Origin of the sequence: Citricoccus parietis, assembly GCF_042433045.1 — a bacterium.
Classification (GTDB): domain Bacteria; phylum Actinomycetota; class Actinomycetes; order Actinomycetales; family Micrococcaceae; genus Citricoccus; species Citricoccus parietis.
In genome coordinates this window covers 144,300-170,434 of the sequence record NZ_JBHLWH010000028.1, presented here as the reverse complement: position 1 = coordinate 170,434, position 26,135 = coordinate 144,300, and the positions used below count along the sequence as shown (strand labels likewise).

The following is a 26,135-nucleotide window of genomic DNA, read 5'->3' as shown; positions in this document are numbered from 1 at the left end:
CAGGAGGGGCGCCCCCTCCAAGGCTTGTCGCCTCATCTGCTCTCCATCAGGTGCGTGGACCCGTTAGGGGTTGAAGAATTGAGCAATCTCACTTTTTCCATTGATGTCCAGGGTTTCACGCGGTACGCTCCCCTTAAGGCGCGAAGAGGCGGTGGCTCACGCCACCACCTCTTATCAGACCTAATGCAGATGAGCCCGTATCCCCCCGGGCCAAAGGCATCTGCCGATCCGTGTGCACCGTCTCACTGGGCACCTTCAGGATACTGAAGGTGCCCTTGGCTTTGATAGTGGACTTTTGTCTATATTCACGGACTGCGATGCCTCGCCGCCGGGCCCTGATCCAGGTAGCCGCGGCACGACCATCAGGCACGGTGCGTCTGCCGCGGTTCCCCGGTCATTTTCATCACCGTCCCTGCCGCCGGGGCCGGTCCTGCGGCGTGGGTTCGGACGCGGAAGTGGGTTCCGCGGCGGTGATCGGTTCGGCGGGCCGGGGCGTCAGGCTGGGGTGTACCCCAACCTGACTATGGTGCGCAGGGTAGGACGTCGAAGGCTTGGGCGGCGCCGACCCCGTAGTCGATCTCACTGACCGGTCCAGCCGCCTTGTTCCGGGGGGTCTGCATGAAACGTTTCGGCCGGCGACGCGGCTTCTCCGGGTCCGACTGTGGCCAAACGCGTTCAGGTTCGAAAGACTTGTCCCATGGACGAGAACCACACGACCGTCGAGTCGTCATCGAGCCGGCACCCGCAGGATTGGGGGCGGGCGATGTCCGTGGTGCTGACGCGCCTGGCCGAGACCATGGCCCGCGAGGGCGGCGGGACTGTGGACGAGGTTTTGGTGGACCGGGACATCCGGCTGAACATCGTCGCCGAGGGCGAGCATGGTGCCCGAATCACCGCCACCTGCCTCGGGACCGACCCCACCGGGGAGGATGCGGTCGTCCCCCGGGTGTCCTGACCCGGGGCAGAAGACACGCTTCCACCTGTCACGTCGCGGTCCGGTCGGGTGCGTGCTTGATGGAGTCGGGTCAGGTGGAGAGCCCTGAGGCCGTTAACGGCGCATATGACCGGGGCCCACTCGACCGTATAGGGGAACATCGCATCGTCTCAGCCAGCGATGCCGATCCATGGTTCACCCCGCGTTCCCGACCACCACCAGGGCACCCTGGCGTCTCCGCGATAGCGGTGGCGCGACCGCCGCCAGCGGTCGGACGTCGGTTAGGGGCGGCCGCCCAGTCGCTTGAGTGCCTCGTCGCGGGCACGTTGAATCTTGTCCTGGTGCTTGCCTTTGGCCGCCTTCTGGGCCAGATTGGCGGCCCCGTCGACCGCCTTGCCGCCCAACTGTTTGGCCTTGGGGCTTTGAAGCGCGCCTCTGACCTTCGGGTTGCTTGCCGCTGCCATCACGATCTTGCCGAACGTACCCAGACCTGCCATCAGTGCCCTGCCTCCAGTTTGCTGTCATGCCATCCTGCTCGCCGACAGCACATGTATCTCCAAGTTAGCGGATGCCGGCCGTGAGGGATTCTGGCTTCCGGGTCATTAGGCCTCGGAACAAGACCTAGCACCCCGTTCCCCGGGCCATAACGACGTCTGCGCCTGTGAAACTCCATGCCGATGGGCGGTCGAGCCATCCTCGTGTCTTGCAACCGACGGTGAGGACGCGGATTCCGATACATAGCTGCAAGACATTGCGCCGACGGGGATCCACCCGAATTCCGCAGCTGTCCGACTCAACGTCCGAGACGTCTTGCAGCCCATGAGATGAAAGACAAACTCTATGCCGTCTAGAACGTCGGGGCTCGAAAGACACCAATAATCGCTATGCAGGGTTCCTGGGGGATCATGGATCCATGACCAGTCAGGCGATCAAGGAACCTCGCGGCCGCTGCGCCGAGATCGCCTTCGGCATCCGGTTGTCCCTGCCGGCCGGCCTCGGCATGTTCCCACTGGGCGTGGCCTTCGGCATCCTGGTGATCCAGTACGGGCTGCCGTGGTGGATGGCTCCCGCCCTGTCCATCGCGGTCTACGCCGGTTCGGTGGAGCTGCTGCTGGTGGGGCTGATCGCCGCGGCCACTCCGCTGGCGACGATCGCCCTGACCACCCTGCTGGTGAACTTCCGGCACGTCTTCTACGCCTTCACCTTCCCGCTGCACGTGGTGCCGAACCCGCTGGCGCGGGCGTACTCCGTCTACGCGCTCACGGACGAGTCCTATGCCATCACGGCGGCCAATCCGAGGGGGTGGACGGCCCCGCGGCTGCTCGCGACCCAGCTCGCATTCCAGTGTTACTGGGTGTTCGGCGGGCTGGCCGGGGTGCTGTTCGCGTCCGCCCTGCCCGGTCCGATCGACGGCCTCGAGTTCGCCCTCGTGGCCCTGTTCATCACCCTGACCCTGGACGCCTGCCGGACACGGAATCAGGTGCCCTCCCTCGTCATGGCGCTGGCGTGCTTCGCGGCCGCCCACCTCCTCCTGCCGGAGCAGTCACTGTTCGTGGCGATGATGCTGTTCGTGGTGGCCCTGGCCGTGCGGTACGCGCTCTCCCGGCAGCGCGGCCAGCCTGAGAAGGAGACCACCGTTGCCTGACCTCGGCTACGTCATCGCCGCCCTTGTGATCGCCGGCGCCATCACCGTAGCGCTGCGGGCCGTGCCCTTCGCCGTCCTCAAGCCCCTGCGCGAGTCGAGGCTGGTGCTGGCCCTCGGACTGTGGATGCCCGTGGGGATCCTCGGCATCCTGGCGGCCTCCACCTGGGCCGGCACCTTCACCGGTGACGCCGGCATCCATTGGACGACGGCGGCCCACGCGGCCCTCGCGGCCGTGGTCACCATCGCGGTGCACCTGCTGTGCGGCCGACGGACCCTGCTGAGCATCGGCCTGGGCACGCTGACATTCGTGCTGCTCGTCAACCTCCTCTGATCCCCACATCGGAGTCGCAGGAATTGCCTCTGGTTCCAGCGCAACAGGGGCCATTTATGCGACTCAGTTCGGAGGTGTCGCGCCCGTCACCCGGTGCCGCACCGCCACCGCCCCGCAGGCGAAGCGGCGCTCTGCCTCGAGTTCGAGCCCCAGCCGGACGCCGTCGGGAAAGACGGGGAGCCCGCCGCCGATGACGATGGGCAGCAGGACCTGGTCCACCACGTCCACGAGGCCGGCGCGCAGGGCTGCCGCGGCCAGGGTGGGTCCGCCGATCATGATCCCGCCGTCAGTGGAAACCTTCAGCTCCCGCACGGCGTCCGGATCGAAGGCGCGCTCCAGCCGGGTCCGCCGGGTGGACACCTCGCCGAGCGTGGTGGAGTACACGACCTTGTCCGCGTCCATCCACCGCTGGGCGAACTCGGCGTAGACGCGAGACGCCGAGGCGAAGTCCGGGTCCGTCTCCCACACGGTCATCAGGTCATAGGTCGTCCGGCCGTAGAGGTGCAGGTCCACGCCGAGCAACATGTCGTTGGCGTACTGATGGACCTCCTCGTCCGGTTCGGCCCAGGAGAAGTCACCGTCCGGGTCGGCGATGTAGCCGTCCAGGGATCCGATGGCGGAGTAGATCAGCTGTCCCATCTGAAGTCCTTCAGTCGTCTCAGTCGTCCTGCTCGGAGCCGAGGCCCGCGAGCGGCACGTAGGCCGCGTAGGTCACCCCGCCGGAGAAGGCCCGGGCCTCCACCCGGCGCAGACCGGTCCCGGGGTGCCCCTCCGGGAAGAAGGACCGGCCCCGGCCCTGCCAGTACGGAAAAACGAACATCCGGTACAGGTCCACGAGCCCGGCCCCGATCAGGGCGTGGCACAGGGTGATGCTGCCCGTGATGATCACGTCTTCCCCCGGTTCCTCCCGCAGCGCGCGCACGGCCTCCAACGGGTCACCGGAGATGATCGTGGTGTTGGCCCAGCCGGGCTCGGTGAGGGTGGAGGAGACCACGCGTTTGTCCACCGCGTCCAGGCTCGCGGCCACGCCGGTGGTGTCCTCGGTCTGCTGCGGCCAGTAGCCGCGGAAGTCCTCAAAGGTCTGCCGCCCGAGCAGCAGCACCTCCTCCTGCTCGGTCTGCCGCATCATCTCCGCGGCCATCTCCTCGTCCTGGTCGGCCGGGTCGAACCAGTCGTCCAGCATCTCGACCCTGCCGTCCAGGGTGGTGTTCTGGGTGATGACGATCCGCATGGGTCCTCCCCGTTCGGTTGGTCCTCCCACGCTAGGGGCGCAGTCTGGCTTGCGCGTCTCCGATCCTGCCGGATGTCGCACCCGGCTGAAACGGCTCGGCTGCTGCAGGGATCAGGACCGCTGAAGGATCGCCACCACGTGCTCATCCTCCACGGCGGTGAAGTCCGCGTAGTGCTCGCCGACAGACCGGAACAACCGGGGCGTGGCCACCACGATCACCTCGTCGGCCTCGCCCTCCTCCTGAATCCGGCTGACCGTGTCCCGGGCGGCCACGGGCACGGCCAGCACCACGTGCGCGGCACCGAGGTGCCGAGCCACGGTGCAGGCCACCCGGGCCGTGGCGCCCGTGGCCATGCCGTCATCCACGATCACGGCCGAGACGCCGTGGAGGTCCAGGGGCGCCCTGCCGGCCCGGAACAACGCCCCGCGGCGCTGCAGGGTCTCCTGCTCGCGCTGTTCCACCTCGGCGATCTGGTCCTCCGTGACGGCGAAGTGCCGCACGATCGAGGCATCCAGCACCCGGGCGCCCTTCTCGCCGATGGCCCCCATCGCGAGTTCCGGGTGGGCGGGCACCCCGAGCTTGCGCACCATGATGACGTCCAGGGGCGCGCCCAGTTCCCGCGCGACCACCTCCGCCACCGGTACGCCGCCGCGCGGCAGGCCGAGCACCACGGTGGTTCCGGAGGAGGGCCCGACGCCGGCGCTCACCTCGGGTGCCCGAGTTCCCCCGACGCTCCGGTTCGGCGGCCACCCGCGGGAGGTGAGGTGATCGGCCAGCTGCCGGCCGGCGTCGTACCGGTCTGTGAATTCCGCCATGGGTCTCCTCGGGTTCCTACGGGTTCCCGCCTGCCGATCGGTTCAATTCTTCACGCCAGCCGGCCTCCTTCTGGATGTACTCGTTGTCCGCGAAGTCGGCGAAGTCCTCCTCCGTCTGCACGCGCCGAACCTCCAGCTTGGACCCCGGCCCCAGTGGGCACTTGCTGGCCCACGTCACCGCATCCTCCCGGGTGGGCACCTCGATCATCCAGAAGCCGTTGAACAAGGCCTCGGTCTCGCCATAGGGGGCGTCCGAGACGGACGGCGGGTCCTGGGCGAAGTCGAGCACGAAGTTCGCCCGGTCCTCCGGATAGGCCAGCCCCTCGCCGCCCACCATCACTCCAGCAGCCATCAGCTCCTCGTTGTAGGCACCCATCTGGTTGAGCATCTCCTCCATCGGCATACTCTTGGAGGCCTCCACCGCGGCGTCGGTGGCCCGCATGATCAGCATGTATTTCATCGTGCTCAATCCTCTGATCCGGGCCGCATGGTGCACGTGATGATGCACTTCGGACGTGCGCGCCCGAGCCGAGGTTAAGCCCCGCTCGGCCCCCGATTCCAGAGTTCACTGCCCGGCACCCGCCACGACACCGCGAGCCGGCCTCCGTCCTGGTGCCAGGCCCTTGCCGTGCCGGCGAGAGCCTGGGTAGACCGGGGGGATGCGCCTCGAGAACCTGAACTTCGATGCCCGTGATCCGCGCCGGCTGGCGGACTTCTGGGCGGCCGCCCTGGGAGCGGAGCCCCTCACGGACAACGAGGCCGGCGTGGAGGTCCGGTTGCCCCTGGCAGGCGGCCGCTTCCTCGACCTGTGCTTCGAGCGCGTCACGGACCCCTCGCCGGCGAAGTCCCGGCTGCACCCAGACCTGACCGGCGGGGACGGACAGCGGCAACAGGACGTCGTCGAACGGCTGCTCGGCCTCGGCGCCACACCAGCGGACATCGGTCAGGGAGACGTCCCCTGGGTGGTCCTGGCGGACCCGGAGGGCAACGCCTTCTGCGTCATGGATGAGCGGCCGGCGTACCGTGACAGCGGCCCGATCGCCGCCCTGGCCCTGGAGAGTGCCGATCCCGAGCGGGACGCCGACTTCTGGGCGGTGACCACCGAATTGGTCCGGGTGGAGGGCGAGGCACCAGCCTCCCTGCGCCACCCCTCGGGGACGGGACCGCTGCTGGAGTTCCTGGCGGAGGCCGGGCCCAAGCGCGGGAAGAACCGCATGCACCTGGACGTCAGGCCCGGGCCCGACGACGGCCCGGTCGCCTCCCGGCTGCTGGCCCTGGGTGCCACGGTGGTCGCCGACGACCCGGAACTGCCGTGGACGGTCTACGCGGACCCGTCCGGCAACGAGTTCTGCATCCTGGCGCCGACGGACTGACGCGGTTGGATCAGGGATTCCCGTACCAGCGGGCGATGTCCTGAGGTTCCGGCCAGCCGCCGAAGGTCTCGGCCTGCGGCCATCCCTCCGGAGAGTCCTCCCGGGCCTCTAGGCGGCCATAGGGCAGTACGTCCAGGAGCGGGAAGACGTGGGAGACCTGCTCCACCCCACGGCCGTCCGTGTGCCAGGTCCGGTAGACGTCCTCACCGTCCCGCAGGAACACGTTCAGGGCGAACCCGGCGTGCGGCGGGGCGCCCATGTCTGCCCCGAAGGTGCTGTTCGCGGTGGAGTACCAACTCATCTGGTTCCCGACCCGGTGCCGGTAGGCGAGCGCCTCGTCGATGGAGCCCTGGGTGACGATGACGAATCGGGCATCGTAGGTGCCGAGGAACTCGAGCCGGGTGAACTGTGAGGTGAAGAACGTGCAGCCGCCACATTGATACTCGTCGCCGGGGTGCCACATGTGGCTGTAGACGATGAGCTGGTGCTTGCCGTCGAAGAGGTCCACCAGCCGGACGGGGCCGAAGGCGCCCTCCAGCGTGTAGTCGGGCATCTTCACCATGGGCATCCGGCGGCGCTGGGCGGCGATGGCGTCGAGTTCACGGGTGGCGGCCTTCTCGCGGCGGCGGAGGGCTTCGAGTTCGGCCTGCCACGTCGCCTGGTCGACGACGGGCGGAGTGGCCGGGGCCGGATCGTAGTGGGAGAGGTCGGTGGTGGTCATGGCAATCCTTCGGAAGGGGCAGACCGGGCATGCAGGGGATCTGCGCGCGTGCACCCACGGTAGGCCGACCCGGTCCGCCGCGTCCCCTCCAGATCTGCGGTGATCACCCCCCCTTGGCAGAACCAGCGGGTGTCCAGCCGGCACCCAGCTGAGGCACGGATTCGTGACAGGCGGATCCGCGAGAATGAAGAGCATGGATGACTCCCCCGAACCGACGGCGCCCTCCACCGACCTGGAACGGCTGGGCGCCGGGACCGGGATGGACCTGAGCACCATGCCGCCGGACCTCGCCCGGCGGCTGGCCACCATCGGCGCCGACTACCGGCAGCTCAGCCTCGAGTACGAGTTCGCGCTGCGCGAGGTGGAGACGAAGATGCACATCCTGCAGGACGAGTTCCTGCACCTGCATGACTACAACCCCATCGAGCATGTCTCCACCCGCCTGAAGACCCTGGACTCCCTTGTGGCCAAGGCCAACCGGCGCGAGTTGCCCATGGACCTGGACGTCTGGCGGCGGGAGATCCTGGATATCGCCGGGACCCGGGTGACCTGCAGCTTCCGCCGGGACGCGTACCGCGTCTTCGACCTGTTCACCGAGCGCCAGGACGTGGAGGTGATTTCGGTGAAGGACTACATCGCCCAGCCCAAGGCCAACGGCTACTCCTCGTTGCACGCCACCGTCCGCGTGCCCGTCTACCTCTCCACCGGGGTCATCCTGATCCCGGTGGAGATCCAGTTCCGCACCATCGCCATGGACTTCTGGGCCTCACTGGACCACAAGATCAAGTACAAGTACGACGGCGAGGTGCCGGCCGAGGTCGCGGATGAGCTGCAGGAGGCGGCGCAGGCCGCCGACGACCTGGACCGACGGATGGAGAACCTGCACGACCGCGTCCACGGCAGCGGCCCCACCCTGTTCGTGTAGGGCCGCCTGCGCCAGAGCGGGCTTAGAACGGGTAGGGCGCGATCTCCGGGCGCATCGTGAGCCACTGCACCTCGGTGAAGGCCTCGATGTTCGCGGTGTAGCCGCCGAACCGCGCCCCGTTGCCGGAGGCCTTCATCCCGCCCATCGGCGCGTTGGACTCGTCCGCCACGGTCTGCTCGTTGATGTGCACCTTGCCGGCATCCACCAGGTCGGCGAGCTTCATGGCCTGGCCCACATCCCCGAGGATGCCGAGGGAGAGCCCGTACTCGTTGGCGTTGATGACCTCCGCGGCCTCCTCGATCGTGGAGAAGGACATCACCGGGGCCACGGGCCCGAAGATCTCCTCCGCCCACGCCGGATTCGCGGCGTCCACCCCGGAGAGCACCGTGGGGGCGTAGAACAGGTTCTCGTAGGTGCCGCCTGCCTCAATGCTGGCCCCGGCGTCCTTGGCGCCGCGCACGATCCGGTCGACGTTGTCCCGCTGCTTCTCGTCGATGATCGGCCCGAGCGCCACGTCCCCGGTGGGGTCACCCACCGGCAGGTGCTCGGCCTTCTCCTTGAGAGCCGCCACGTACTCGTCCCTGATCGACTCGTGTACGAGGTGCCGGCCACTGGTCATGCAGACCTGCCCCTGGTGCATGAACGCGCCGAAAGCTCCGGCGCTGGCGGCCGCGGCGACATCGGCCCCCGGCAGCACCACGAGGGCGTTGTTGCCGCCCAGTTCCAGGTGGGCTCGCTTCAGGTTCCGCCCACAGGCCTCCCCGACCTTCCGGCCGGCCGCCGTGGACCCGGTGAAGGACACCACGCGGATCTCCGGGGCCTCGGACAGCGCGGCGCCGGCATCCGCTCCGCCGGTCAGCAGTTGCAGCACGCCGGCCGGCAGACCGGCCTCCTCGAAGGCACGCATGATCATCACCCCACCTGAGACGGGGGTGCGCGGGTCCGGCTTGAGGATCACGGCGTTGCCCAGCGCGAGCGCGGGGGCCACCGAGCGGATGGAGAGGATCAGCGGGAAGTTGAACGGGGAGATCACGCCCACCACGCCGGCCGGCACCCGGCGGGCGAAGGACCAGTGCGCCTCGTCCGAGGTCAGCACCTCACCGGCCGGGTGGTGCGGCAGCCCGGCGGAGTCGAAGCACTCGTTGGCAGCCACGTGGGTCTCCATCGCGGCCTTGCCCCCGATCGCTCCGGTCTCGCGCTGGATCCACGTGTTGAGCTCCTGAACGTGGTCCTCGAAGACCTGACCGGCCCGGCGCAGCACCGCGGCCCGCTCCTCGGGCTTGGTGGCGGCCCAGGCCTTCTGGGCCTTCGCGGCGCGGGTGGCGGCGGCGAACACGTCCTCGCCCGAGGCCATCCCGGCCTGGCCCAGGACCGCTCCGGTGGCCGGCTCCACCACATCGACCGTGCCGGCCGAACCCTCAGTCCAGCCGTCGGTGTAGATCTTGCCGTCCCAGACGGACGGATCGAGAAAACTCATGACGCTCCTGACGTTGGTGGGGATAGCCCCGAGCCTACCCACGCCGCCTGGCTCCGGCACGGAAGAATGGCCGCATGGAGACCTCACTGACGCTCGTCGTGGACGCCGCCAACGTGGTCGGCTCCGTCCCGGACGGCTGGTGGAGAGACCGGTTGGGCGCCACCTCCCGGCTCCGGGACCACCTCGCCGTCCTGGCCCGGGACGGCCTCGAGGCGCCCGACGCCGGCCCCGGGACACCGCGGGTCCGTCCCGGGATCGTCCTGGTCGCCGAGGGCAAGGCCCGCGGCCTTGAGTCGGTGGAGGGGGTCCAGGTGCTCGACGCCCCGGGCGAGGGCGACGACGAGGTGGTGGCCGTCGTCGGGCGTCTGTTCGCCGCCGACCCCGGACGCAGAGTGGTGGTGGCCACCGCGGACCGGGGGCTGCAGGACCGGGTCCGCGCCCTGGGGGCGGGCGTCATGTCCGCGCGCGCCGTGCGCCATCGGCGCCGGTGAGCCCGTCCGGCAGTCCCCGCTTCCGCCGCGGCGTGCCGTCGCCCTGACGTCAGTTAGACCGAGCTCAGGACCGCGCGGTCCGGCGCAACCGGGTGTTGACGAACTCGCCCATGCCCCAGCGCCCGAGCTCGCGGCCAAAGCCGGAGCGCTTCACGCCGCCGAAGGGCAGCCCGGGCAGGGTGGTTCCGTGCTCGTTGACGTAGGCCATGCCCACGGCCAACCGGTCGGCGACCGCCTGAGCCCGACCGACGTCACTGCCCCACACCGATCCGCTGAGGCCGAAGCCCACGTCATTGGCCAACTGGACGGCCTCCTCCTCGGAGTCGACGCCGTAGACCATGGCCACCGGGCCGAAGATCTCCTCGGAGTAGGCGTCCATCTCCGGGGTGATCCCGGTCAGTACCGCCGGACGCATGAAGGCACCGTCACCCTCGAGGGCATCACCGCCGGTGTGCAGGGTTGCACCCTGCTCCACGGCCCGCTTGACCTGGTCCACCACGGTGTCCCGCGCCTTCACCGAGGACAGCGGGCCCACCCGGACCCCCTTCTCCAGGGGGTCGCCGATGGTCGCCTCGGAGAAGACCGAGGTCACGGTGGCCACGAAGTCCTCGAGCTGGGAGTTCAGCACGATCATCCGCTTGGGAGAGTTGCACGCCTGCCCGGCATTGGAGAGCCGGGCCTTGGCGGCAGTGCGGGCCACCCGGCCGACGTCGGCATCCTCCAGCAGAATGAAGGCGTCCGATCCGCCGAGCTCCAGCACGGCCTTCTTGAGGTTCTTCCCGGCCGTCTCCGCCACGGCGGCGCCGGCCCGCTCGCTGCCCGTCAGGGACACCCCGTGGACGCGGGGGTCGGCGATCATGGTGGCGATCTGCTCGTGACCGGCGAAGACGTTGATGTACACGTCCTCGGGCACGCCGGCGGCATGGAGGATCTCCTCCATGACCTGGGCGGAGGCGGCACAGATCTCGGCATGCTTCAGGATGACCGTGTTGCCCGCCATCAGGTTCGGCGCGGCGAACCGGGCCACCTGGTAGTAGGGATAGTTCCACGGCATCACGCCCACGAGCGGCCCGACCGGCTCCGTGGTGACCAGCGATTCCTCGGCACCCTGCGGGTCCAGTGCCTCCGGCTCCAGCAGGTCCGGCCCGTGCTCCGCGTACCAGCGGTAGATCTCTCCGGCCAGCTCGGCCTCACCGATGGCCTCGCCCAGCGGCTTGCCCATCTCGGTGGCGATGAGCCGACCCAGCTCCTCCTTGCGGTCCGCGTAGGCGTCGGCCACCCTGGTCAGTATCTCGGCACGCTCCCGGACCGCGGTCGAGCGCCAGCCGGGGAAGGCGGCGTCGGAGCGGTGCAGCACGTCCTGCACCCCGGCCTCGTCCAGTTTCGGGAACTCTCGTTCGATCGCTCCGGTGGTCGGATTCGTCGTGGTGTAAGTAGCCATACCCCCACCCTGTCGGACTGGCGGAGTGCTGCCAACCCATTCCGAGCACATCCGAGTCTTCCTTCGCGCCTGGCGAATCCGGGTGAGCGTCTGTCGGGTGGACTTGAGTCGGGTGCTTGAGTCGGGCGAACCGGCCCGGAACACCTCGCCGGACTGCACCGGACCGCAACCGGACCGCACCGGTCTGGAGACCTGTACGGCCGGCGTCGGGCGCTCCTACGCTGGACGGACCGCACACCTCCACCCGACTCCACCCGATGAAAGGGGTCATCATGGCCGTCTGCGACACCTGCGGCAACGACTACGACAAGGCGTTCACCATCACCATGGGCGAACGGCAGGGCACCTTCGACAGCTTCGAATGCGCCATCCACACCATGGCACCGGCGTGCGCCCACTGCGGATGCCGCATCCTCGGGCACGGCGCGGAGGTCTCCGGCACCATGTACTGCTGTGCGCACTGCGCCGAGCACTCCGGAGCCACCGAGATCACCGACCGCGCCTGAGCGGGCCCGCTCGGTCCAGACCTGACTCAGGCGCCGACGTCGTGCACGGAGTGTTCCGTCGAACAGCAGAGTCGGCGCATCTCCGCGCGGTCCCGAACCGCTACGCTGACGCCGTGAACAACCAGCCCCACTGCAGCGAGCCCGCATCCGATCAACCTGATTCCGACCAGCCTGCGGGCCTCCCGGCCATCATGGATTCCGGCCTGGAGTACACCCTGACACAGCACGGCCCGGTCTCCTCCCTGGCCGAGGCGGCCGCGGCCCGCGGGGTCGAGCCGGGCCGGCTGATCAAGTCGCTGGTGGTGCGCCGCGGCGAGAACGACTTCCTGTTCGTCCTCGTGCCGGGCGGCCGCAGCATCTCGTGGCCCAAGCTGCGGGCGCTGCTGGGGGTGAACCGTCTGTCCATGCCCTCGGCGGCCGAGGCCCTGGAGGTCACCGGGTATCCCCGCGGCTCCATCACGCCCTTCGGCGCGACGACGGCCTGGCCCGTCATCGCCGACGTCGCCCTCTCGGGCGTGCAGGTCTCCATCGGCGCGGGAGCTCCGGGCGCGGCCGTGACGGTCGACGCCGACCGGCTGGTCGAGGCGCTCGGTGCGAGGCTCGCGGACGTGACCGACCCGGAGTAGGACCCGGAATGGCCGGCGTCTTCCCGGAACTCCCCAACGGATGTTCACGCCGATGACACTCAGATGTCCCTTGTCTTTGCCCGGCCGGAGCACCATCGTGGATGTCACGGAGGACGGGCCCGGGATCACAGCTGCTGTGCGCCGGGCCACAGATTGCAGACAGAAGGGCGCACGAGGCATGAGTACAGAGATCGACTTCGGCTGGTTCATCCCCACGATGGGAGACACCGCGCGGATCGGGGACTCCGCCGCCTCCACGCCGCCCAGCCTGGATCTCTTCACCCACATCGCGCAGACCGCCGAGGACGCCGGCTTCACCTACCTCCTCGTCCCCGTGATGCCCGAGTGCTACGAGGCGTACATCTCCTGTGCCATGGTCTCGGCGCGGACGCAGAAGATCGACATGCTCGTGGCAGCCCGGGCCGGGTTCATCGCCCCTCCCGTCATGGCCAAGATGCTGTCCACCTTCGACCAGCTCTCCGGTGGCCGGCTGCGCGTCAACCTCATCACCGGTGGTGACTCCGCCGAGATGGCCGCGGACGGGCTGTTCTATGACCATGACGAGCGCTACGACGTGCTAACGGAGACGGTCGAGATCCTCAAGGACGCCTGGACCCGGGACGAGCCCTTCGACGTGGAGGGACGGTACTTCACCGCCCGCGGCGTCCACGTCCAGCCCCGGCCGGTCCAGGCACCGCATCCGCCGCTCTACCTCGGCGGGATGTCCGAGGCGGCTCGTGAGCTGTGCGCCAGCCATGCCGACGTGCACCTGTTCTGGGGGGACACCCCGGCCAACATCGCGAAGAACGTCCAGGACATGACCGCCCGCGCCGCGGAGAAGGGCCGCACCCTGGACTTCGGCATGCGCCTGCAGGTGATCGTCCGCGAGACCGAGGAACAGGCCTGGGCCGCCGCCGAGGACCTGATCTCGGCTGCCAGCGCGGAGCATCGGGAATCGGTCCAGGGGCGTTGGAGCGAATCGAAGGCCAACGACCGCATGAAGGAGCTCGCCCAGGCCGAGGGCCATCTGGTGGACGAGCACCTGTGGAGCGGCATCGCCACCGTGCGCCACGGGGCGGGCATCGCGATCGTCGGCAACCCGGAACAGGTGGCGGACAAGATCACCGAGTTCGTGGACGCCGGCTGCTCCAGCTTCTGCCTGTCCGGCTACCCGCACGCCGAGGAGGCCGAACGTTTCGGCCGCCTCGTCATGCCATTGCTCCGCGAGCGCTTCGCCGTCAAGGGCGCCGGTTCTGGCGGACAGCCTTCCGTCCAGGGCACGACGCCGGCCGCGGCCCTGGTGGGATCAGACGGCTGACCGGAGCACGGGTTGCCGCTGGAGGGTGCGGAGACGCCCGCCCTCAGCCAGCCTCTCCGCTGTGGTCGTCGAGGTTGCCATGGTGTCATGCTGGCACGGTGGCGCCGGCCGTCCGCGACCACCCGGACTCGTCGCCGTAGCGTACCGAGCATCGGAGCAGAGAGGCGAACAGCGTGCATTCACTATGGCTGGACACCCACCCCGTCCCCGCCGGCGGAACCGAGCAGTTCATCCCGGGGGCCGACTATGACACGGTGGTGGCCGGTGCCGGCCTGACCGGTCTGACCACGGCGGTGCTCCTGGCACGTGCGGGCCAGCGGGTCGCCGTGCTGGAAGCCCGCACGGTGGGGGCGGTGGCGACCGGGAACACCACAGCCAAGCTGTCCCTGTTGCAGGGCACCACCCTCTCCCAGATCAGCCGGCACCAGTCGGACCAGGTGTTGCGTGCCTACGTGGACGGCAACCGCGAGGGCCAGTCGTGGCTGCTGCGCTACCTCGAGGAGCGTGGCGTCCCGTTTCAGAGGCGCCGGGCCTACACCTACGCCACCAGCTCGCAGGGAGCCGAGTCCCTGCGGCGCGAACAGCGGGCTGCCGAGACCGCCGGCCTTCCGGTCACGTGGACGGACGAGACGGAGTTGCCGTTCCACGTGACCGGCGCGATCACGCTCGACGAGCAGGCCCAGTTCCATCCGATGGAGGTCCTGGACGCCCTGGCCACCGAGCTCCGCGAGCGCGGCGGGAGCCTGATCCAGGGTGTCCGCGTCACCGGGGCGGGGATCGGCTCCCCCCTCACCGTGGAGACCACCCACGGAGAGGTGCAGGCCGACCACCTCGTGCTCGCCACGGGGACACCGGTCCTGGACCGCGGCGGTTACTTCGCCAAGCTCCAGCCGCAGCGGTCCTATGCCCAGGCCTACCGCATCCCCGGATCACCCGAAGGCCTGCTGCAGGGGATGTACCTCAGCGCCGACGCCCCCTCCCGCTCGCTGCGCACCGCGCCCCTCGGCGACGAGGAGTTACTGCTGGTGGGCGGCAACGGTCACGTGGTCGGCCGGCAGGATTCGCCGCGGGCCGCAGTGGAGGACCTCGAGGCCTGGACCGCCGAGCACTTCCCCGGTGCCCAGCGCACCCACTCCTGGTCCGCCCAGGACTACCGCTCGGCCAACCTCATCCCGTTCATCGGCACGTTGCCGCGCGGGGGTGGCGGGATCTACCTGGCCTCCGGCTACAACAAGTGGGGCATGACGAACGCCGTGGCGGCGGCGCTGGCCATCACCGCCGAGTTGCTCGGCGGCCAGATCCCCTGGGCCACCACCCTGGGCCGGCGTCTCACCACCCCGTCCGACCTGCTGACCGGGCTGAAGGACGCCCTCGGCGTCGGCAGGGAGGCGACCACCGGCTGGGCCTCGGCCGAACTGCACCCGCTGCCGGATGACCCCCCGGCCGAGGGCGAGGGGATCGTCGGCCGTCAGGGCACCACTCCGGTGGGGGTCTCCACCGTGGACGGCACCACCAGAAAGGTCTCGGCGGTGTGCCCGCACCTGGGCGGCATCCTGCGGTGGAACGATGCGGAATGCTCCTGGGACTGCCCGCTGCACGGCTCCCGGTTCAGTGCCGATGGGGCCCAGCTGGAGGGTCCTGCCGTCCGGGACCTGCCCTCCGTGCCCCGCTCGGAGTAACCGGCTGAAGGACAGGCTGCACCACGAGAGCTATGGATCCCTGGCGCTCCTGCGTCAGCCCTGCGCGGCCGCCCACTCGGCGACCCGCCGTCCACTCTCCGCCTCGGTCAGGTCCTCCACACGGGACATCAGCGACCACCGGATGCCGAAGGGATCCCGGATGGAGGCGAAGCGGTCCCCGGAGACGAAGGTGCTCAGCGGCTCACGGACGGTCGCCCCCGCCCGCTGCGCCCGGGCCACCAGGCCGTCCACGTCCGCGCAGTACAGCCCCATCGAGTAGCAGTCCTCGTCACCGGCGGGGGCCGGCACCAGCCCAAAGTCCGGGTGGGGCTCACCCAGCTGCAACCGGCCCTGGCCGAAGTCCAGCTCGGCATGCACCACCACGCCGCCCATCTCGGTGACGCCCAGGACGCGGGCGCCGAAGACCTCCCGGTAGAACTCGATGGCCTCCTTCGCCCCGGCCACCGCCAGGAACGGAGTCAGGCTCGTGTATCCCGCCGGCACGCCGGCAGTCGTATGCTCTCCAGTGACCCCGAGCCGGGGCATGTCCTGTTCATTCATGGACTCACCGTAGACCCGGGTTCCACCCCGGGGCTTGCAGATTCGCGACACCTGCGGGATCACCCCTCCGCCGGCCACGCAGCATTCCCCGCGGCCACCTCGCAGCCGCCCACCCAGCCACCCAGTCCGAGAGGAGCGCCACCCGTGACCACGCCGGATGATCCCCGCGGCATCCTCTACCCGACCCGGCTCCCCACCTTCCACCGCGTCCCAGCCCCTGCCGGACTCGAGGCTCTCCTGCGCTGGTTCTGGATCCCGCAGTGGAACCTGGCCCCGGGCCGGACCTCACGCCAGGAGGTCCTGCCGTTCCCCGCCTCCAACCTCGTTGTCCAGCCCGGCGCGGTGTCCCTCACGGGTCCATCCACCCGGGCCTCGTTCCGCGACCTGACGGGCACCGGCTGGGCGGTGGGCGCGTTGCTGCGCCCGGCCGGCGTCGTGCAATTGAACCTGGAGCCGGACCGGCTCCGGGACACCGAGGCGCCCTTCGTGGCCCCTGACCTGCTGGCCTCGGTGGAGGCCGCCATGGCGCACGACGACGGCGCGACCGCCCGGGGTGAGGCCGCCTCGGCCTTCGCCCGGTGGGCGGAGGACCGGATGGTCCCGCCGGACGCGGCGGGCCGGCTTGCCAACGCGATGGAGGAGCTGATCGCGACGGATCGGTCGATCGTGCGGGTGGAGCAAGTCGCCGGGCGGCTCGGCGTCTCGGTCCGCGGTGTCCAGCGGCTCGCCCGCAGCCATGTGGGCGTGACCCCGCTGGCGATCATCCGCCGGTACCGGCAGCAGGAGGCGGCGGTCCGGCTGCGTGAGGAGCCGGCCGTCACGATCGCGGACATCGCCGCCGAGCTCGGCTACGCCGACCACGCCCATCTGAGCCGGGACTTCCGCACGGTACTGGGGCGGACGCCACGCACCTACCGGGGTGGTCAGTAGCTGAGCAGCCGGCGCGGGGTGTTCCACAGGACGTTGCGCATCCACTCGTCCCCGAGTCCCCAGCCCACGAGGGCCTCGATCTGGTGGCTGTAGGGGTAGGGGATCGAGGGGAAGTCCGAGCCGAAGACCACCTTGCCGTCCAGTGCGGCCATGCTCTCCGGGTAGTCCGCCGGGATCGGGGCGCGCAGCTCCATCGCCGTGGTGCCGACCATGGTGGTGTCGAGGTAGACGTTCGGATGCTCGGCGGCCAGTTCGGCGAAGGACCGGTAGTCGGGCAGGCCTGCGTGCGCGATCACCAGCACGAGGCCGGGATGGCGGTCGGCGAGCGCCCGGACGGGGCCGATCCCGGTGAACTCGCCCCGGTGCGGGCCGTCGCCGCAGTGGATGACCACCGGTGTCCCTGCCTGCTCCAGGAGTGCCCAGGCCTCCTCCAGGGCGGGGTCCAGCGGGGAGAACCCGCCGACCTGGACGTGCACCTTGAAGGCCTTGACGCCGGCCCCCAGGGCGTCCGCGACCTGCTGTCCCGCCGACGTCCCGTCCGGCTCCGGGTAGAACGTGGCCGAGTGGATGGCGTGCGGATGGGAGGCCGCGAAGGCGGTGGAGAACTCGTTGAGCCAGGAGGCCATTCCGGGCCGGTGCGCATAGTTGAGGGTGGTGTAGGCGGTGACGCCCAGCGCGTCCAGGCGGCGGACACGCTCCTCGATCCCCGCGCGGTAGGCGATGGGCCACGGCAGTCCACCATCCTCGCCCTGCCGGTCGAAGAAGGCCCAGACCTTCTCCTGGACGGTGTCCGGCATGAAGTGCACGTGCAGGTCCACCAGGCCCGGCAGTCCCAGCGACTGCAGGTAGGGACGGATCTCTTCGTCCGTGCGGGGCGCCGGGGTCTGGGTCACGGGATGGCTCCTCAGGGAGGGGACGGCGGGGTGGGGTGAGTGGATCGGGTCCGCGGAACCGGCTCTCACCTGCTGGCATCCTACGGGTCACGGTCCTGAAGCCATCCGCGCCCAGGCCATCCGAGCCCATAGAATGGCGCCCGTGCCCGGCCCCTCGCAGCGACCCCCCGGCCGCCCGCTGCGCCGGCGGCCCCCTTCCCGTTTCCCCTTTCTGGCCGTGTCCCTGGCCGGCGTCTCCGTGGTGCTCGGTGCCATCGGCCTCCAGCAGGTCACCGCCCAGCCCACGGAACCCATCACCTTCGTGGTGGACGAGGGGCTGCCCCATGGCATCACCCAGGAATCGGTGGAGGCCGCTGCCGAGGGGATCGCGCTGGGCCATGAGCCGTTCACCCTGCACGTGGTCGAGCGCGAACTGGAGTGGGACGAGTACAGCAACGGCGAGACCGGTGATGCGGACATCATGCTCTCCATCGGGGATGATCCCGAGGATCCGGACCTCTCGCTGCATGACGCCACCCGTGTGGCCTTCGCCGGGGAGGACTATGGCGACGACTACTCGACCGCCGCCACCATCCGCGAGACCTTCGTCAACAACAGGACCCTCGGCCACGGACCCCACGCGATCATCGGCGCCGCCCTGACGGCCGCAGACCTGAAGTTCGACTCCGGCATCCGCACCCCGCTGCTGTGGGCTCCCCTGGCCGCACTGCCGATGTTCATCGCCATCCTGGTCATGTACCGCTGGATCGGCCGGCGCCGTGACGAGCGCGCGAGGTACCGGGCCTTCGGCGAGGCCCAACTGCGGCTGGCCCGGGCCGTCCTGGAGCTGGAGACCCTGCAGCTGCGGGTGGAGGTGGCCGGGTCCCAGCACGATCGGCACCTGCACGCGAGGTTGCAGAACGACTGGAAGCGGGTCCGCGAGCTCACCCGTGACCTGGCCCGCACGGAGCAGTCTCTGGTGGCGGACCTAGACCGCACCTCCCCGCCTCTGAAGGCCCGGACCGCGGAGCGGCTCGAGGCCGATCTCCAGCAGTTCGCGGCGGACACCCTGGACCTGCAACGCCGGGCCGACGTCCTGTCCCAGGCCGCCGAGGTCCGCTCCGGCCATGCCGGGTCCCGGTCCGTCCTGGATCGGCTTGCGCTGCCCCTGCTCCAGTCCATCGACGAGGTGCTCGCGCATCATGACCGCTACCCGGCCGAGGCGCGCGCGCTGGAGGCGCACCGAGCGCGCCTGTTGGCCATCGCCCAGGAGGTCGCCGACCAGCATGCGGAGGAACAGGCCGCGGAGCTGGTCTCCCGGCACGGTGACCTGCTGGAACGGTGGAACGCCGTGGAGCAGGACGTCCGCGCCACCGCCCTCCGGATGTCCCGGCACGTGGCCTCACCGAAGACCATCCCCAACGCCACCCATGTGCGGACCGTGAACGAGGCGGTGGACGAGCGTTCGCGTGCCAGGGTCTCCGCCGCCACGGCCGGGGCCACCGACTCCTTCACGGGCCTGCGCACCGCCCTGGGTCTGGGTCACGGCGTCGACCTCGGCCCCCTGCAGGCCACCGAGCGGGTGCTGGAGGTGATCGATCGCCATGCGAAGCACGGCCAGCCGACGCCGCCACCTCCGGCGTCGGCAGCTGCAGCCAGGGTTCCCTACGGCCTGCTCGTCCTCGTACTGCCGTTGCTGTTCTCCCTCGGGGTCGGATTCGTGGTCTCAGCGCAGATCGAGGACAGCCACATCCAGTACGGTCGGACCCTCACCGGTGACCGCCCCCTGGCGGGCCTGCAGGTCTACGGCGATCCGGCGGCACTGGCCGGACCGGTGGAGCCTCGGGACACCGAGCCGCAGACCCACGCGGAGAGCCTGGACCTGGACTACGTTCGCGAACTCATGGCGAAGTCCCTCGAATACAGCGACGAGGGCGCACTGCTGCCGGCCGACGTCGAGCTGACAGTGGCCGTCCTCCCCGCCGAGCAATACATCGACTATGCACCGGACCCGGAATATGACCATCGCATCGCCATCGACTACTGGGACCTGCTCGAGGCGCAGCAACAGGTGAAGCAGGACGTGGCCGCAGAGTTCCCGGAGGTGCTGGATCCACGAACGGGTGACGTCGCCCTGGGCCAGGCCATCCTGCCCGTGTGGATCCTGCAGGACGGCACGTACGCGTTCGACAATTTCCTCACCGGCGAGTTCAGCATGGGCGTCAGCAGCAGGTTGGGCGCCTACGCCTTCACCGGAACCGAACCCACGGTGCACGGCACCGGTGACATGGCTGATGTCTCCCTCGGCTGGTGGATCGCCTACGAGCTGGAGGACCTGGGACGGGCCATGGAGTACAACCGCCTCTCCGTGGACAACGTGAGCCCGGCAGCCGTGTTCTGGGCGGTCTTCCTCAGCGCGTGGACCGGGATCCTGACCGTCATCATGCTCGGCCTGGCCGTGGTTGAAGCCGGCCGGCGCCGGGTGGGCACCGCAGCGGTCCGCCGTCAACTGGCCGGGCTGCGCACAGACCTCGAGCAGCTCGCCCTGGGCCTGGACCTGTCCCGGTTGGACATGGTCGCGGTGCTCGGCCTGGACTCGGCGACCGGTGGCCGGGCCGAGCAGGCCGACCAGCGGCTCTACGAATCCGCGCTGGTCACCGCCTGGCGCGAGGTGGACGCCCTGGAACGGTTGCCGCGCCGGGAACAGCGCGGAGAGGCATGGGAGGCCCGCGCCCGCCACGTGCGACGCCTGGTGACGACCCTGACCACCCAGCAGGCCGATGTGGCGCGGCGCGCCGACGAGTTGCTGCGCAGTCAGCGGTTCGGCTGACCCTTTCCGGACATTCGGTTCAGTACAGTCACACCAATCGTGCCGGGCCACAGTGGTGATCACTGTGGCCCGGCACGATGAGAGTGGCTACGGAATCGGATCAGTACCGGGCGGCCGTGCCCATCATGTTCCAAGGGCTGTAGTCCACGTCGGTGACGGAGACACCCTCGGTGTAGTTGCGGGCGTGGGCGATCTTTCCGTCACCCACGTACACAGCCACGTGGTAGATGCCGGAGGCCGACCCGTTGTTGGACCAGAACACCAGGTCACCGACCTGCAGCTCGTCCAACCCCACATATTGGTTAGCCCCGGAGTACTGCGCGCCGGAGGTCCGCGGGATGTCCACGCCGGCCTGAGCGAAGGCGCTCTGTGTGAATCCGGAGCAGTCATAGGCGGACGGCCCGTTGCCGCCGTAGGTGTAGCCCACAGAGGAGTCATTGGCGGTGGATACGGCCCAGTCCGCCGCTGCTCCGTAAGAGCCGGATGTCGAGGAGTAGGAGGCCAGCTGGTAGGTGGCACCCTCGCTCGAAGATCCGGCCGAGGCGCTGGAGTAGTCCGCGGCAGAGCTGGACGATGAGTAGGTGGAGGAGGCCGAGCCAGTCGACTCACCCTGGTAGCTCCAGTCCTGGTAGGACGAGGCCTGCTGCGAGCCATCGTTGGCGGAGGCGGGGGCCACCCCGGCCAGCAGGGCGCCAGCAGCGGTGGTCACGCCGAGGGCGCCGACAGTTAGGGAGCGGCGACGGCGGGACCGGCGGGCCTGCAGCTCGGCGGCGAGGCGGTCACGGCGGGTGGGGTAGTTCATGGATTCATACCTTGATTGACGACGGTGTACACACGGCGGTCCCCGGATCCGGACAGCGCTCACCCCGTGGCCTTCACAGGCTGGAATGGGTCACCGTCCGACATCCGCTGGGGTTATCGGACCGTTACTTAAAGGTACACACTCGTTATTAAACCGCAACCTTGCGACCGCCTGAACAGCACCTGACCGCCGTCTGGGTCGAATCAGCCCGCACAAACACGCTGCGCACGACTCACGCCGTTATCACGCCGTGACCAGGCGTTCCGGCACTCCCACGGTCCGCCAGATCTTCACGCAGACATACAGATCCCAGAGGACGACTCCCCAGATGACGACCAGATAGAGCACGTCCACCCAGTCCGCGGCGCCGGAGGTCTGGAGGATGTCCGAGTCGATCGCGGGGTCGATGACCTGTTGCGTCAGGACCAGCACGGTGAAGAACACACCGGCCGCCACGTCGAGCGCAGCCCTGGCCGCCAGTCGGGGCCGAGTGGTGCGGCCCCGGACGATCGTCCAGATGCCCAGCATCGCCTCCACTGCGAGGAGGACGTAGTAGGCCGGGAGCCAGAAGGACCACAGATCCTGGTTGACGAACGGTCCGCCGTCGTTCAAATGCCCCACATAGAAGAACGTGGTCGGGATCAGCGGCACCAGAGCCAGGAGTAGCAGCATGACCAGACCACCGATGGCCTCCGAGCGGGCTTCCCGTGCGTGGGCCACCTCGATCTCCAGGTCGTCGACACTCCAGTGCCGGGCTCCGTCCCGTGCGACGGCGGCCCGGTCCCGAGGCTGGGCAACGCGTTCGAAGACCCAGAAGAACAGGGTCACGGATCCCAGGAGCCAGAACATCGCACTGATCAGCGGCCCCACGATCTGCCCGATCATGGCCCCGATATGTCCCTCGGGCTCCGTGGTGGAATACACCACGATGTTGGCGATCAGGCACACCACCAGGACCACCGGCACCAGCCACTGCAGTGAGCGGACGTAGACCGGGTACAGCTCGGGCCCGATCAGGTAGTTCGGGGCGTTGCGGTACCGGGCGGCCAGCCGGGCCGGGTCACCGAGCTCCTCCAGGGCGTCACGCTCGGCGGCAGACTCACCGGCTCCGGTGGCGAGCCGCTCCTCCTGCATGTCCGAGATCAGGGCGGCCAACTCACGGGAGATGTCCTCGCGCGGTCCTTCGGGCAGATGCGCGACGACCTGGTCAATGTAACGACGGGTCAATGCGGTCATCGTGGTGATTCCTTCCAGAGGGTGGCCATGCTGGCCGTCAGTCGTGTCCATTCGTCCCGGAGCTCGTCCGCCATCCCGGCTCCGTCCTCGGTGAGGCTGTAGTACTTCCGTGGACGGGGCTCCTCCGTGTTCCACTCCGCCTTCAGGAGACCTTGACCTTCCAGTCGGCGCAGCAGCGGGTAGAGCGTGTTGGCCTCCGCGTCCAGGCCCGCGGACGCGAGGTACTCCAGCAGGGCGTACCCGTAGCGAGGGGTTCGGCAGGCCAGCAGGCAGGCAACCACGAGGGTGCCGCGCCGCAATTCCTGCCGGTGGGTGGCGAGGGCGGAAGCCAGTTCTTCGTTCACGCCTCACACTTTACTGTGTGCCACACACTAATACAACAGAGAAGAACGTTTTCGTCTCTTCACGTGATGACGAACCGGTCCCGCGGACTACCTCAGGGAGACGGCATGGTCGTCGGAGTCGTGCCGGGCTCGGCAGGGGTGACGTCATAGACGAGCCGGGCCCACTCCCCGATCTTCTCGGCGGACCGCAGCCGCAGCCGGTCCCAGAACACGTCGCCGGAGAACAACGGCCTCCCGTGGGCCAGGGTCGCCGGTGCCAGGGTGATGGCGATCCGGTCCAGCGCGCCGGCCGCCAGGAACTGGGCGGCCAGCCCCCCGCCGCCCATCATCCAGATGTCGCCGTCTCCGGCTGCCGCCCGGATCTCGGGAAGGTGCCGGCCGGCGTCGCCGTCGAGGATCCGCACATCTGCGCCGGCCGGAACGGGCAGCTCCCGGGTGGAGAACACGAACACCGGTTTCCGCCCCATGGACGAGACCCACTTCTCCGGATGGGCCACGAGGTCCTCGGCCGCCAGCACCCATTCATAGGTGGTGGAGCCCATCACCATGGCGGCAGCCGAGTCCATGAAGTCCGTGATGTCCGGCTGCTCTCCGGGGATCTCGAAGAGCCAGTCCAGGGAGTCGTCCTCGGTCGCGAGGAATCCGTTGAGGGTGGCGGCGGTTTCGTAGATGACGGCCATGCGCGCACGGTAGCAAGGCCCGACGTCGGCCGGCAGGTCCCACGGCCGGCCTCCGGGTCCGCCGGTCCCGGCAATATTCCGTGCGACGATCCCGTTATGCCGGACATGACCTCGCACCCTGCCAGCCTGCCCCTGTCCCTCCTCGACCGCGCCAACACGATCGAGGGGTCCACCGAGGCCGAGGTGCTGAAGAGGGTCATCGCCCGGGCCCAACGGGCGGAGGAGCTGGGATACTCCCGGTTCTGGGTGGCCGAGCACCACGGCGTGCCCGGCATCGCCGGCTCCGCGCCTACCCTGCTCATGACCGCCATCGCCGCAGCCACGGACCGGCTCCGCGTGGGCTCCGGCGGGGTCATGCTGCCGAATCACCAGCCCCTGGTCGTGGCCGAGCAGACCGCCACCCTCCAAGCCCTGTACCCCGGACGCATCGACCTGGGCCTGGGCCGCTCCGTGGGCTTCACCCCGGCCGTCCGGGCGGCGCTGCGCCGGGACAAGGAGGCCGCGCAGCAGTTCCCGGAGGACCTCGCCGAACTGCTGCGGTTCCTCGGCGGCACCGGTCCGTTCACCGCACGCCCCCAGGACCGTGCGGCCACCCCGGTGTTCGTCCTGGCGACCGGGCAGGGGCTGCGCTGGGCCGCGGAGGCCGGGCTGGCCGTCGTCGTGGGCGGGCCGTCCCTGTTTCAGCGCCGCGGCGAAGGGGGACATGAAGGCCTCGCCCGTTACCGCCGCGACTTCCGCCCCTCCCCATGGTTCGCGGAGCCCTACGTCATCGTCTCGGTGAACCTCGCCGTGGCGGACACCCGCGAGGCGGCGCGGGACCTGGTCCTGCCGGAGGCCTGGGCGCTGGCCCAGTCGAGGGTGAAGGGCGAGTTCCGCGCCCTGGAACCCGTCACGGACATCCGGGCGAGGCTGCGCAGCGGGAGCGACGCCGGCTCCGTCACCGACCGCGACCGGCGGCGCGTGGAGGAGAACCTCGCCTCCGGGATCCACGGCACCCCGGACGAGGTCCGCGCGGCGGTGGAGTCGCTGGTGGACTTCACCGGCGCCGATGAGCTGCTGGTGACCGGCGGCATGAGCGATCCGGCCGGCCAGCGCCGCTCGGACGAACTCGTGGCGGGGTTGTTCGCCTGAGAGGGCAACCACCCGTTCTCAGGCCACAGTGGCCTCGCCTCAGGCCAGGGTGGCGTCCACGGTGATGTCCTTGACGCCGGCGAGCGCCTGGGACACCGGGCACTGGTCCTTGGCCTGGTCCGCGATCTTCACGAAGTCCTCGGTGGAGATCCCCTCGACCTGGCCCTTGACGACCAGCATGATGCCGGTGATGCCGACGCCGGCCTCGAAGGTGACGTCCGCGGTGGTCTCCAGGTGGGTGGGGGCGGTGCCGTTCTCCTTGAGCATGTTGGAGAACTGCATGGTGTAGCAGGTGGAGTGGGCGGCGGCGAGCAGTTCCTCGGGGTTCGTGGTGGACCCCGCCTCCTCGGCCCGGGCCTTCCAATTCACGTCAAAGGAGGCTGCCTTGGACGTCTCGAGGGCGGTGGTCCCGGAACCGGTGAAGAGGTCGCCGTCCCACTGGGTGCTGGCCTTGCTGACGATCGGACGGGGCATGGTGTTCCTCCTGTGACGTCTGGACGTAGTTCGGTGTGGGAGATCTGCAACGAACCCGAAGCACTCGTAGCCGCATCTTCCGCACCACCGAGGCCACCGTAACCAGAATGCCTCCGGATTGTCAGTGTTCGGAGGTCCATCGTCGATACACTCGGCGGCGGTGCCCTGCGGTGGCGGCACGCGTCACTGACCATCCGAGGAGGGAGCGGCATCGTGTGGTTCTTCATCCTGATCGGCGCGGTCTCCCTGGTGCTGGGCTGGGGTGCCTACGCCGGCTGGAACCGCCGGTGGCTCTCCCGACCCCTCATCTACGCAGGCCACCACGGACCGGCCATGGTCCCCATGGGCGCAGGCTTCGTCCTGATGGGACTCTCCACTCCCGTGGCCAATGTCTTCGCCGCCGGAGGCCCGACGCCGGCCAGCGGCATCGCCTGGTCCGTGGGCTTCTTCGGCGGGTTGGCCCTCGTGGTCGTCGGGCACTTCATGGGCACCTCGGGCATGCCCGCCCGATGGCGGCCCCGCTGCGCGGCTCTATTGGGAGTCTGCCGCCACCCTGGTCATCGAGGCCACCCCGCCGGGCCGCCGTAGCGTGGTGGTGACGCTCGTGGACCACGAGGTCGCAGTGCTCGAGTTCCGTCAGGACTGGGGCCGGCGTCCCGAGGCCGGTGCCGGCCTCGGGGGTTTCGACGTGGTGCCCTATCGCTCCGAGGAGCACCTCGGCGAACTCCTGCGGCCCTGGGTCACCGCCGTCTGACCTCGCG

At 69.5% G+C, this 26,135-nt stretch carries 30 protein-coding genes; 15 read left to right on the top strand and 15 right to left on the bottom strand.

The window, feature by feature from the left end:
- Window positions 1–697 precede the first annotated feature (697 nt).
- Window positions 698–955: a hypothetical protein gene (locus ACFFIO_RS11230; protein WP_378041836.1), complete on the top strand. Its 258-nt coding sequence runs from the start codon at window positions 698–700 to the stop codon at window positions 953–955.
- Window positions 956–1,215: 260 nt separating this feature from the next.
- Here ACFFIO_RS11230 and ACFFIO_RS11225 read toward each other — a convergent pair whose 3' ends face one another.
- Window positions 1,216–1,431, bottom strand: coding sequence for a hypothetical protein (locus ACFFIO_RS11225; protein WP_378041834.1), 216 nt, complete (start codon window positions 1,429–1,431; stop codon window positions 1,216–1,218).
- A gap of 416 nt (window positions 1,432–1,847) precedes the next feature.
- On the opposite strand from ACFFIO_RS11225, the gene ACFFIO_RS11220 reads away from it, so the two are divergent.
- Together ACFFIO_RS11220 and ACFFIO_RS11215 are read left to right on the top strand one after the other, a co-directional pair.
- Window positions 1,848–2,579 (top strand): AzlC family ABC transporter permease, encoded by a 732-nt coding sequence (locus tag ACFFIO_RS11220; RefSeq protein WP_378041833.1) that lies wholly within the window; start codon window positions 1,848–1,850, stop codon window positions 2,577–2,579.
- Window positions 2,572–2,910 (top strand): branched-chain amino acid transport AzlD family protein, encoded by a 339-nt coding sequence (locus tag ACFFIO_RS11215; protein ID WP_378041831.1) that lies wholly within the window; start codon window positions 2,572–2,574, stop codon window positions 2,908–2,910. Before ACFFIO_RS11220 ends, ACFFIO_RS11215 begins: the two co-directional genes overlap by 8 nt.
- 63 nt (window positions 2,911–2,973) lie before the next feature.
- Here ACFFIO_RS11215 and ACFFIO_RS11210 read toward each other — a convergent pair whose 3' ends face one another.
- From ACFFIO_RS11210 to ACFFIO_RS11195, 4 genes are all read right to left on the bottom strand, one after another.
- Window positions 2,974–3,549 (bottom strand): dihydrofolate reductase family protein, encoded by a 576-nt coding sequence (locus ACFFIO_RS11210; protein ID WP_378041830.1) that lies wholly within the window; start codon window positions 3,547–3,549, stop codon window positions 2,974–2,976.
- Window positions 3,550–3,568: 19 nt separating this feature from the next.
- A complete protein-coding gene (locus ACFFIO_RS11205) occupies window positions 3,569–4,141 on the bottom strand; it encodes a dihydrofolate reductase family protein (RefSeq protein ID WP_378041828.1) in 573 nt (190 codons plus the stop codon).
- Between the two features lie 111 nt (window positions 4,142–4,252).
- Complete coding sequence (locus tag ACFFIO_RS11200; RefSeq protein ID WP_378041826.1) at window positions 4,253–4,957, bottom strand: phosphoribosyltransferase; 705 nt, start codon at window positions 4,955–4,957, stop codon at window positions 4,253–4,255.
- A gap of 16 nt (window positions 4,958–4,973) precedes the next feature.
- Window positions 4,974–5,417: a YciI family protein gene (locus tag ACFFIO_RS11195; RefSeq protein ID WP_378041824.1), complete on the bottom strand. Its 444-nt coding sequence runs from the start codon at window positions 5,415–5,417 to the stop codon at window positions 4,974–4,976.
- Between the two features lie 199 nt (window positions 5,418–5,616).
- Here ACFFIO_RS11195 and ACFFIO_RS11190 point away from each other — a divergent pair, with 199 nt between their 5' ends.
- Entirely contained in the window at window positions 5,617–6,330 is a 714-nt protein-coding gene (locus tag ACFFIO_RS11190) for a VOC family protein (protein ID WP_378041822.1), read from the top strand.
- 10 nt (window positions 6,331–6,340) lie between these two features.
- Here ACFFIO_RS11190 and ACFFIO_RS11185 read toward each other — a convergent pair whose 3' ends face one another.
- A complete protein-coding gene (locus tag ACFFIO_RS11185; protein WP_378041820.1) occupies window positions 6,341–7,051 on the bottom strand; it encodes a DUF899 family protein in 711 nt (236 codons plus the stop codon).
- A 193-nt stretch (window positions 7,052–7,244) separates the two neighbouring features.
- Between ACFFIO_RS11185 and ACFFIO_RS11180 the strand changes: the two genes are divergently transcribed.
- Window positions 7,245–7,976: a GTP pyrophosphokinase gene (locus ACFFIO_RS11180; RefSeq protein WP_378041818.1), complete on the top strand. Its 732-nt coding sequence runs from the start codon at window positions 7,245–7,247 to the stop codon at window positions 7,974–7,976.
- Window positions 7,977–7,998: 22 nt separating this feature from the next.
- Here ACFFIO_RS11180 and ACFFIO_RS11175 read toward each other — a convergent pair whose 3' ends face one another.
- Window positions 7,999–9,453 carry an aldehyde dehydrogenase family protein gene (locus ACFFIO_RS11175; RefSeq protein ID WP_378041816.1) on the bottom strand — a complete coding sequence of 485 codons (1,455 nt, stop codon included), beginning with the start codon at window positions 9,451–9,453 and terminating at the stop codon, window positions 7,999–8,001.
- 74 nt (window positions 9,454–9,527) lie between these two features.
- Between ACFFIO_RS11175 and ACFFIO_RS11170 the strand changes: the two genes are divergently transcribed.
- The gene (locus ACFFIO_RS11170) at window positions 9,528–9,944 is read left to right on the top strand and encodes a hypothetical protein (protein ID WP_378041814.1); all 417 of its coding nucleotides are present in this window, start codon (window positions 9,528–9,530) and stop codon (window positions 9,942–9,944) included.
- A 64-nt stretch (window positions 9,945–10,008) separates the two neighbouring features.
- Here the strand turns inward: ACFFIO_RS11170 and ACFFIO_RS11165 are convergent, their stop codons facing one another.
- A complete protein-coding gene (locus ACFFIO_RS11165; RefSeq protein ID WP_378041812.1) occupies window positions 10,009–11,385 on the bottom strand; it encodes an NAD-dependent succinate-semialdehyde dehydrogenase in 1,377 nt (458 codons plus the stop codon).
- A gap of 272 nt (window positions 11,386–11,657) precedes the next feature.
- Between ACFFIO_RS11165 and ACFFIO_RS11160 the strand changes: the two genes are divergently transcribed.
- The 4 genes from ACFFIO_RS11160 to ACFFIO_RS11145 all read left to right on the top strand — a co-directional run bounded on the left by ACFFIO_RS11160 (window position 11,658) and on the right by ACFFIO_RS11145 (window position 15,514).
- Complete coding sequence (locus ACFFIO_RS11160; RefSeq protein ID WP_159555223.1) at window positions 11,658–11,891, top strand: metallothionein; 234 nt, start codon at window positions 11,658–11,660, stop codon at window positions 11,889–11,891.
- A 191-nt stretch (window positions 11,892–12,082) separates the two neighbouring features.
- Entirely contained in the window at window positions 12,083–12,517 is a 435-nt protein-coding gene (locus ACFFIO_RS11155) for an aminoacyl-tRNA deacylase (RefSeq protein ID WP_378041855.1), read from the top strand.
- 178 nt (window positions 12,518–12,695) lie between these two features.
- Complete coding sequence (locus ACFFIO_RS11150; RefSeq protein ID WP_378041810.1) at window positions 12,696–13,835, top strand: LLM class flavin-dependent oxidoreductase; 1,140 nt, start codon at window positions 12,696–12,698, stop codon at window positions 13,833–13,835.
- A gap of 173 nt (window positions 13,836–14,008) precedes the next feature.
- Window positions 14,009–15,514, top strand: coding sequence for an FAD-dependent oxidoreductase (locus tag ACFFIO_RS11145; protein WP_378041808.1), 1,506 nt, complete (start codon window positions 14,009–14,011; stop codon window positions 15,512–15,514).
- A 54-nt stretch (window positions 15,515–15,568) separates the two neighbouring features.
- Here ACFFIO_RS11145 and ACFFIO_RS11140 read toward each other — a convergent pair whose 3' ends face one another.
- Window positions 15,569–16,075: a VOC family protein gene (locus ACFFIO_RS11140; RefSeq protein ID WP_378041806.1), complete on the bottom strand. Its 507-nt coding sequence runs from the start codon at window positions 16,073–16,075 to the stop codon at window positions 15,569–15,571.
- Between the two features lie 144 nt (window positions 16,076–16,219).
- Between ACFFIO_RS11140 and ACFFIO_RS11135 the strand changes: the two genes are divergently transcribed.
- The gene (locus tag ACFFIO_RS11135) at window positions 16,220–17,005 is read left to right on the top strand and encodes a helix-turn-helix domain-containing protein (protein WP_378041804.1); all 786 of its coding nucleotides are present in this window, start codon (window positions 16,220–16,222) and stop codon (window positions 17,003–17,005) included.
- On the opposite strand, the gene ACFFIO_RS11130 is transcribed toward ACFFIO_RS11135, so the two are convergent.
- The gene (locus ACFFIO_RS11130) at window positions 16,999–17,898 is read right to left on the bottom strand and encodes an amidohydrolase family protein (protein WP_378041802.1); all 900 of its coding nucleotides are present in this window, start codon (window positions 17,896–17,898) and stop codon (window positions 16,999–17,001) included. The two genes, ACFFIO_RS11135 and ACFFIO_RS11130, sit on opposite strands and share 7 nt — an antisense overlap.
- A 142-nt stretch (window positions 17,899–18,040) precedes the next feature.
- On the opposite strand from ACFFIO_RS11130, the gene ACFFIO_RS11125 reads away from it, so the two are divergent.
- Window positions 18,041–20,707, top strand: a complete 2,667-nt coding sequence (locus ACFFIO_RS11125) for a hypothetical protein (RefSeq protein ID WP_378041800.1) — start codon at window positions 18,041–18,043, stop codon at window positions 20,705–20,707.
- A gap of 100 nt (window positions 20,708–20,807) precedes the next feature.
- Here the strand turns inward: ACFFIO_RS11125 and ACFFIO_RS11120 are convergent, their stop codons facing one another.
- The 4 genes from ACFFIO_RS11120 to ACFFIO_RS11105 all read right to left on the bottom strand — a co-directional run bounded on the left by ACFFIO_RS11120 (window position 20,808) and on the right by ACFFIO_RS11105 (window position 23,769).
- Complete coding sequence (locus ACFFIO_RS11120) at window positions 20,808–21,509, bottom strand: C40 family peptidase (protein ID WP_378041799.1); 702 nt, start codon at window positions 21,507–21,509, stop codon at window positions 20,808–20,810.
- A gap of 243 nt (window positions 21,510–21,752) precedes the next feature.
- Complete coding sequence (locus ACFFIO_RS11115; RefSeq protein ID WP_378041797.1) at window positions 21,753–22,745, bottom strand: HAAS signaling domain-containing protein; 993 nt, start codon at window positions 22,743–22,745, stop codon at window positions 21,753–21,755.
- Window positions 22,742–23,089, bottom strand: coding sequence for a PadR family transcriptional regulator (locus tag ACFFIO_RS11110; RefSeq protein WP_378041796.1), 348 nt, complete (start codon window positions 23,087–23,089; stop codon window positions 22,742–22,744). Before ACFFIO_RS11110 ends, ACFFIO_RS11115 begins: the two co-directional genes overlap by 4 nt.
- A gap of 92 nt (window positions 23,090–23,181) precedes the next feature.
- The gene (locus ACFFIO_RS11105; protein ID WP_378041794.1) at window positions 23,182–23,769 is read right to left on the bottom strand and encodes a dihydrofolate reductase family protein; all 588 of its coding nucleotides are present in this window, start codon (window positions 23,767–23,769) and stop codon (window positions 23,182–23,184) included.
- Window positions 23,770–23,874: 105 nt separating this feature from the next.
- On the opposite strand from ACFFIO_RS11105, the gene ACFFIO_RS11100 reads away from it, so the two are divergent.
- On the top strand, window positions 23,875–24,900 hold the full coding sequence (locus tag ACFFIO_RS11100) for an MsnO8 family LLM class oxidoreductase (RefSeq protein ID WP_378041792.1): 1,026 nt from the start codon (window positions 23,875–23,877) through the stop codon (window positions 24,898–24,900).
- 39 nt (window positions 24,901–24,939) lie between these two features.
- On the opposite strand, the gene ACFFIO_RS11095 is transcribed toward ACFFIO_RS11100, so the two are convergent.
- Window positions 24,940–25,374, bottom strand: coding sequence for an OsmC family peroxiredoxin (locus ACFFIO_RS11095; protein WP_378041791.1), 435 nt, complete (start codon window positions 25,372–25,374; stop codon window positions 24,940–24,942).
- A gap of 213 nt (window positions 25,375–25,587) precedes the next feature.
- Between ACFFIO_RS11095 and ACFFIO_RS11090 the strand changes: the two genes are divergently transcribed.
- Window positions 25,588–25,962 carry a hypothetical protein gene (locus ACFFIO_RS11090; protein ID WP_378041789.1) on the top strand — a complete coding sequence of 125 codons (375 nt, stop codon included), beginning with the start codon at window positions 25,588–25,590 and terminating at the stop codon, window positions 25,960–25,962.
- A 7-nt stretch (window positions 25,963–25,969) separates the two neighbouring features.
- Window positions 25,970–26,128 (top strand): hypothetical protein, encoded by a 159-nt coding sequence (locus tag ACFFIO_RS11085; RefSeq protein ID WP_378041787.1) that lies wholly within the window; start codon window positions 25,970–25,972, stop codon window positions 26,126–26,128.
- Window positions 26,129–26,135 lie beyond the last annotated feature (7 nt).

Excerpts from the sequence above, each read along its gene's own strand:
- ACFFIO_RS11230 (WP_378041836.1), top strand. The coding sequence starts at position 698 with ATGGACGAGAACCACACGACCGTCGAGTCGTCATCGAGCCGGCACCCG.
- ACFFIO_RS11225 (WP_378041834.1), bottom strand. The coding sequence starts at position 1,431 with ATGGCAGGTCTGGGTACGTTCGGCAAGATCGTGATGGCAGCGGCAAGC.
- ACFFIO_RS11220 (WP_378041833.1), top strand. The coding sequence starts at position 1,848 with ATGACCAGTCAGGCGATCAAGGAACCTCGCGGCCGCTGCGCCGAGATC.
- ACFFIO_RS11210 (WP_378041830.1), bottom strand. The coding sequence starts at position 3,549 with ATGGGACAGCTGATCTACTCCGCCATCGGATCCCTGGACGGCTACATC.
- ACFFIO_RS11205 (WP_378041828.1), bottom strand. The coding sequence starts at position 4,141 with ATGCGGATCGTCATCACCCAGAACACCACCCTGGACGGCAGGGTCGAG.
- ACFFIO_RS11200 (WP_378041826.1), bottom strand. The coding sequence starts at position 4,957 with ATGGCGGAATTCACAGACCGGTACGACGCCGGCCGGCAGCTGGCCGAT.
- ACFFIO_RS11195 (WP_378041824.1), bottom strand. The coding sequence starts at position 5,417 with ATGAAATACATGCTGATCATGCGGGCCACCGACGCCGCGGTGGAGGCC.
- ACFFIO_RS11190 (WP_378041822.1), top strand. The coding sequence starts at position 5,617 with ATGCGCCTCGAGAACCTGAACTTCGATGCCCGTGATCCGCGCCGGCTG.
- ACFFIO_RS11185 (WP_378041820.1), bottom strand. The coding sequence starts at position 7,051 with ATGACCACCACCGACCTCTCCCACTACGATCCGGCCCCGGCCACTCCG.
- ACFFIO_RS11180 (WP_378041818.1), top strand. The coding sequence starts at position 7,245 with ATGGATGACTCCCCCGAACCGACGGCGCCCTCCACCGACCTGGAACGG.
- ACFFIO_RS11175 (WP_378041816.1), bottom strand. The coding sequence starts at position 9,453 with ATGAGTTTTCTCGATCCGTCCGTCTGGGACGGCAAGATCTACACCGAC.
- ACFFIO_RS11170 (WP_378041814.1), top strand. The coding sequence starts at position 9,528 with ATGGAGACCTCACTGACGCTCGTCGTGGACGCCGCCAACGTGGTCGGC.
- ACFFIO_RS11165 (WP_378041812.1), bottom strand. The coding sequence starts at position 11,385 with ATGGCTACTTACACCACGACGAATCCGACCACCGGAGCGATCGAACGA.
- ACFFIO_RS11160 (WP_159555223.1), top strand. The coding sequence starts at position 11,658 with ATGGCCGTCTGCGACACCTGCGGCAACGACTACGACAAGGCGTTCACC.
- ACFFIO_RS11155 (WP_378041855.1), top strand. The coding sequence starts at position 12,083 with ATGGATTCCGGCCTGGAGTACACCCTGACACAGCACGGCCCGGTCTCC.
- ACFFIO_RS11150 (WP_378041810.1), top strand. The coding sequence starts at position 12,696 with ATGAGTACAGAGATCGACTTCGGCTGGTTCATCCCCACGATGGGAGAC.
- ACFFIO_RS11140 (WP_378041806.1), bottom strand. The coding sequence starts at position 16,075 with ATGAATGAACAGGACATGCCCCGGCTCGGGGTCACTGGAGAGCATACG.
- ACFFIO_RS11120 (WP_378041799.1), bottom strand. The coding sequence starts at position 21,509 with ATGAACTACCCCACCCGCCGTGACCGCCTCGCCGCCGAGCTGCAGGCC.
- ACFFIO_RS11115 (WP_378041797.1), bottom strand. The coding sequence starts at position 22,745 with ATGACCGCATTGACCCGTCGTTACATTGACCAGGTCGTCGCGCATCTG.
- ACFFIO_RS11105 (WP_378041794.1), bottom strand. The coding sequence starts at position 23,769 with ATGGCCGTCATCTACGAAACCGCCGCCACCCTCAACGGATTCCTCGCG.
- ACFFIO_RS11100 (WP_378041792.1), top strand. The coding sequence starts at position 23,875 with ATGACCTCGCACCCTGCCAGCCTGCCCCTGTCCCTCCTCGACCGCGCC.
- ACFFIO_RS11095 (WP_378041791.1), bottom strand. The coding sequence starts at position 25,374 with ATGCCCCGTCCGATCGTCAGCAAGGCCAGCACCCAGTGGGACGGCGAC.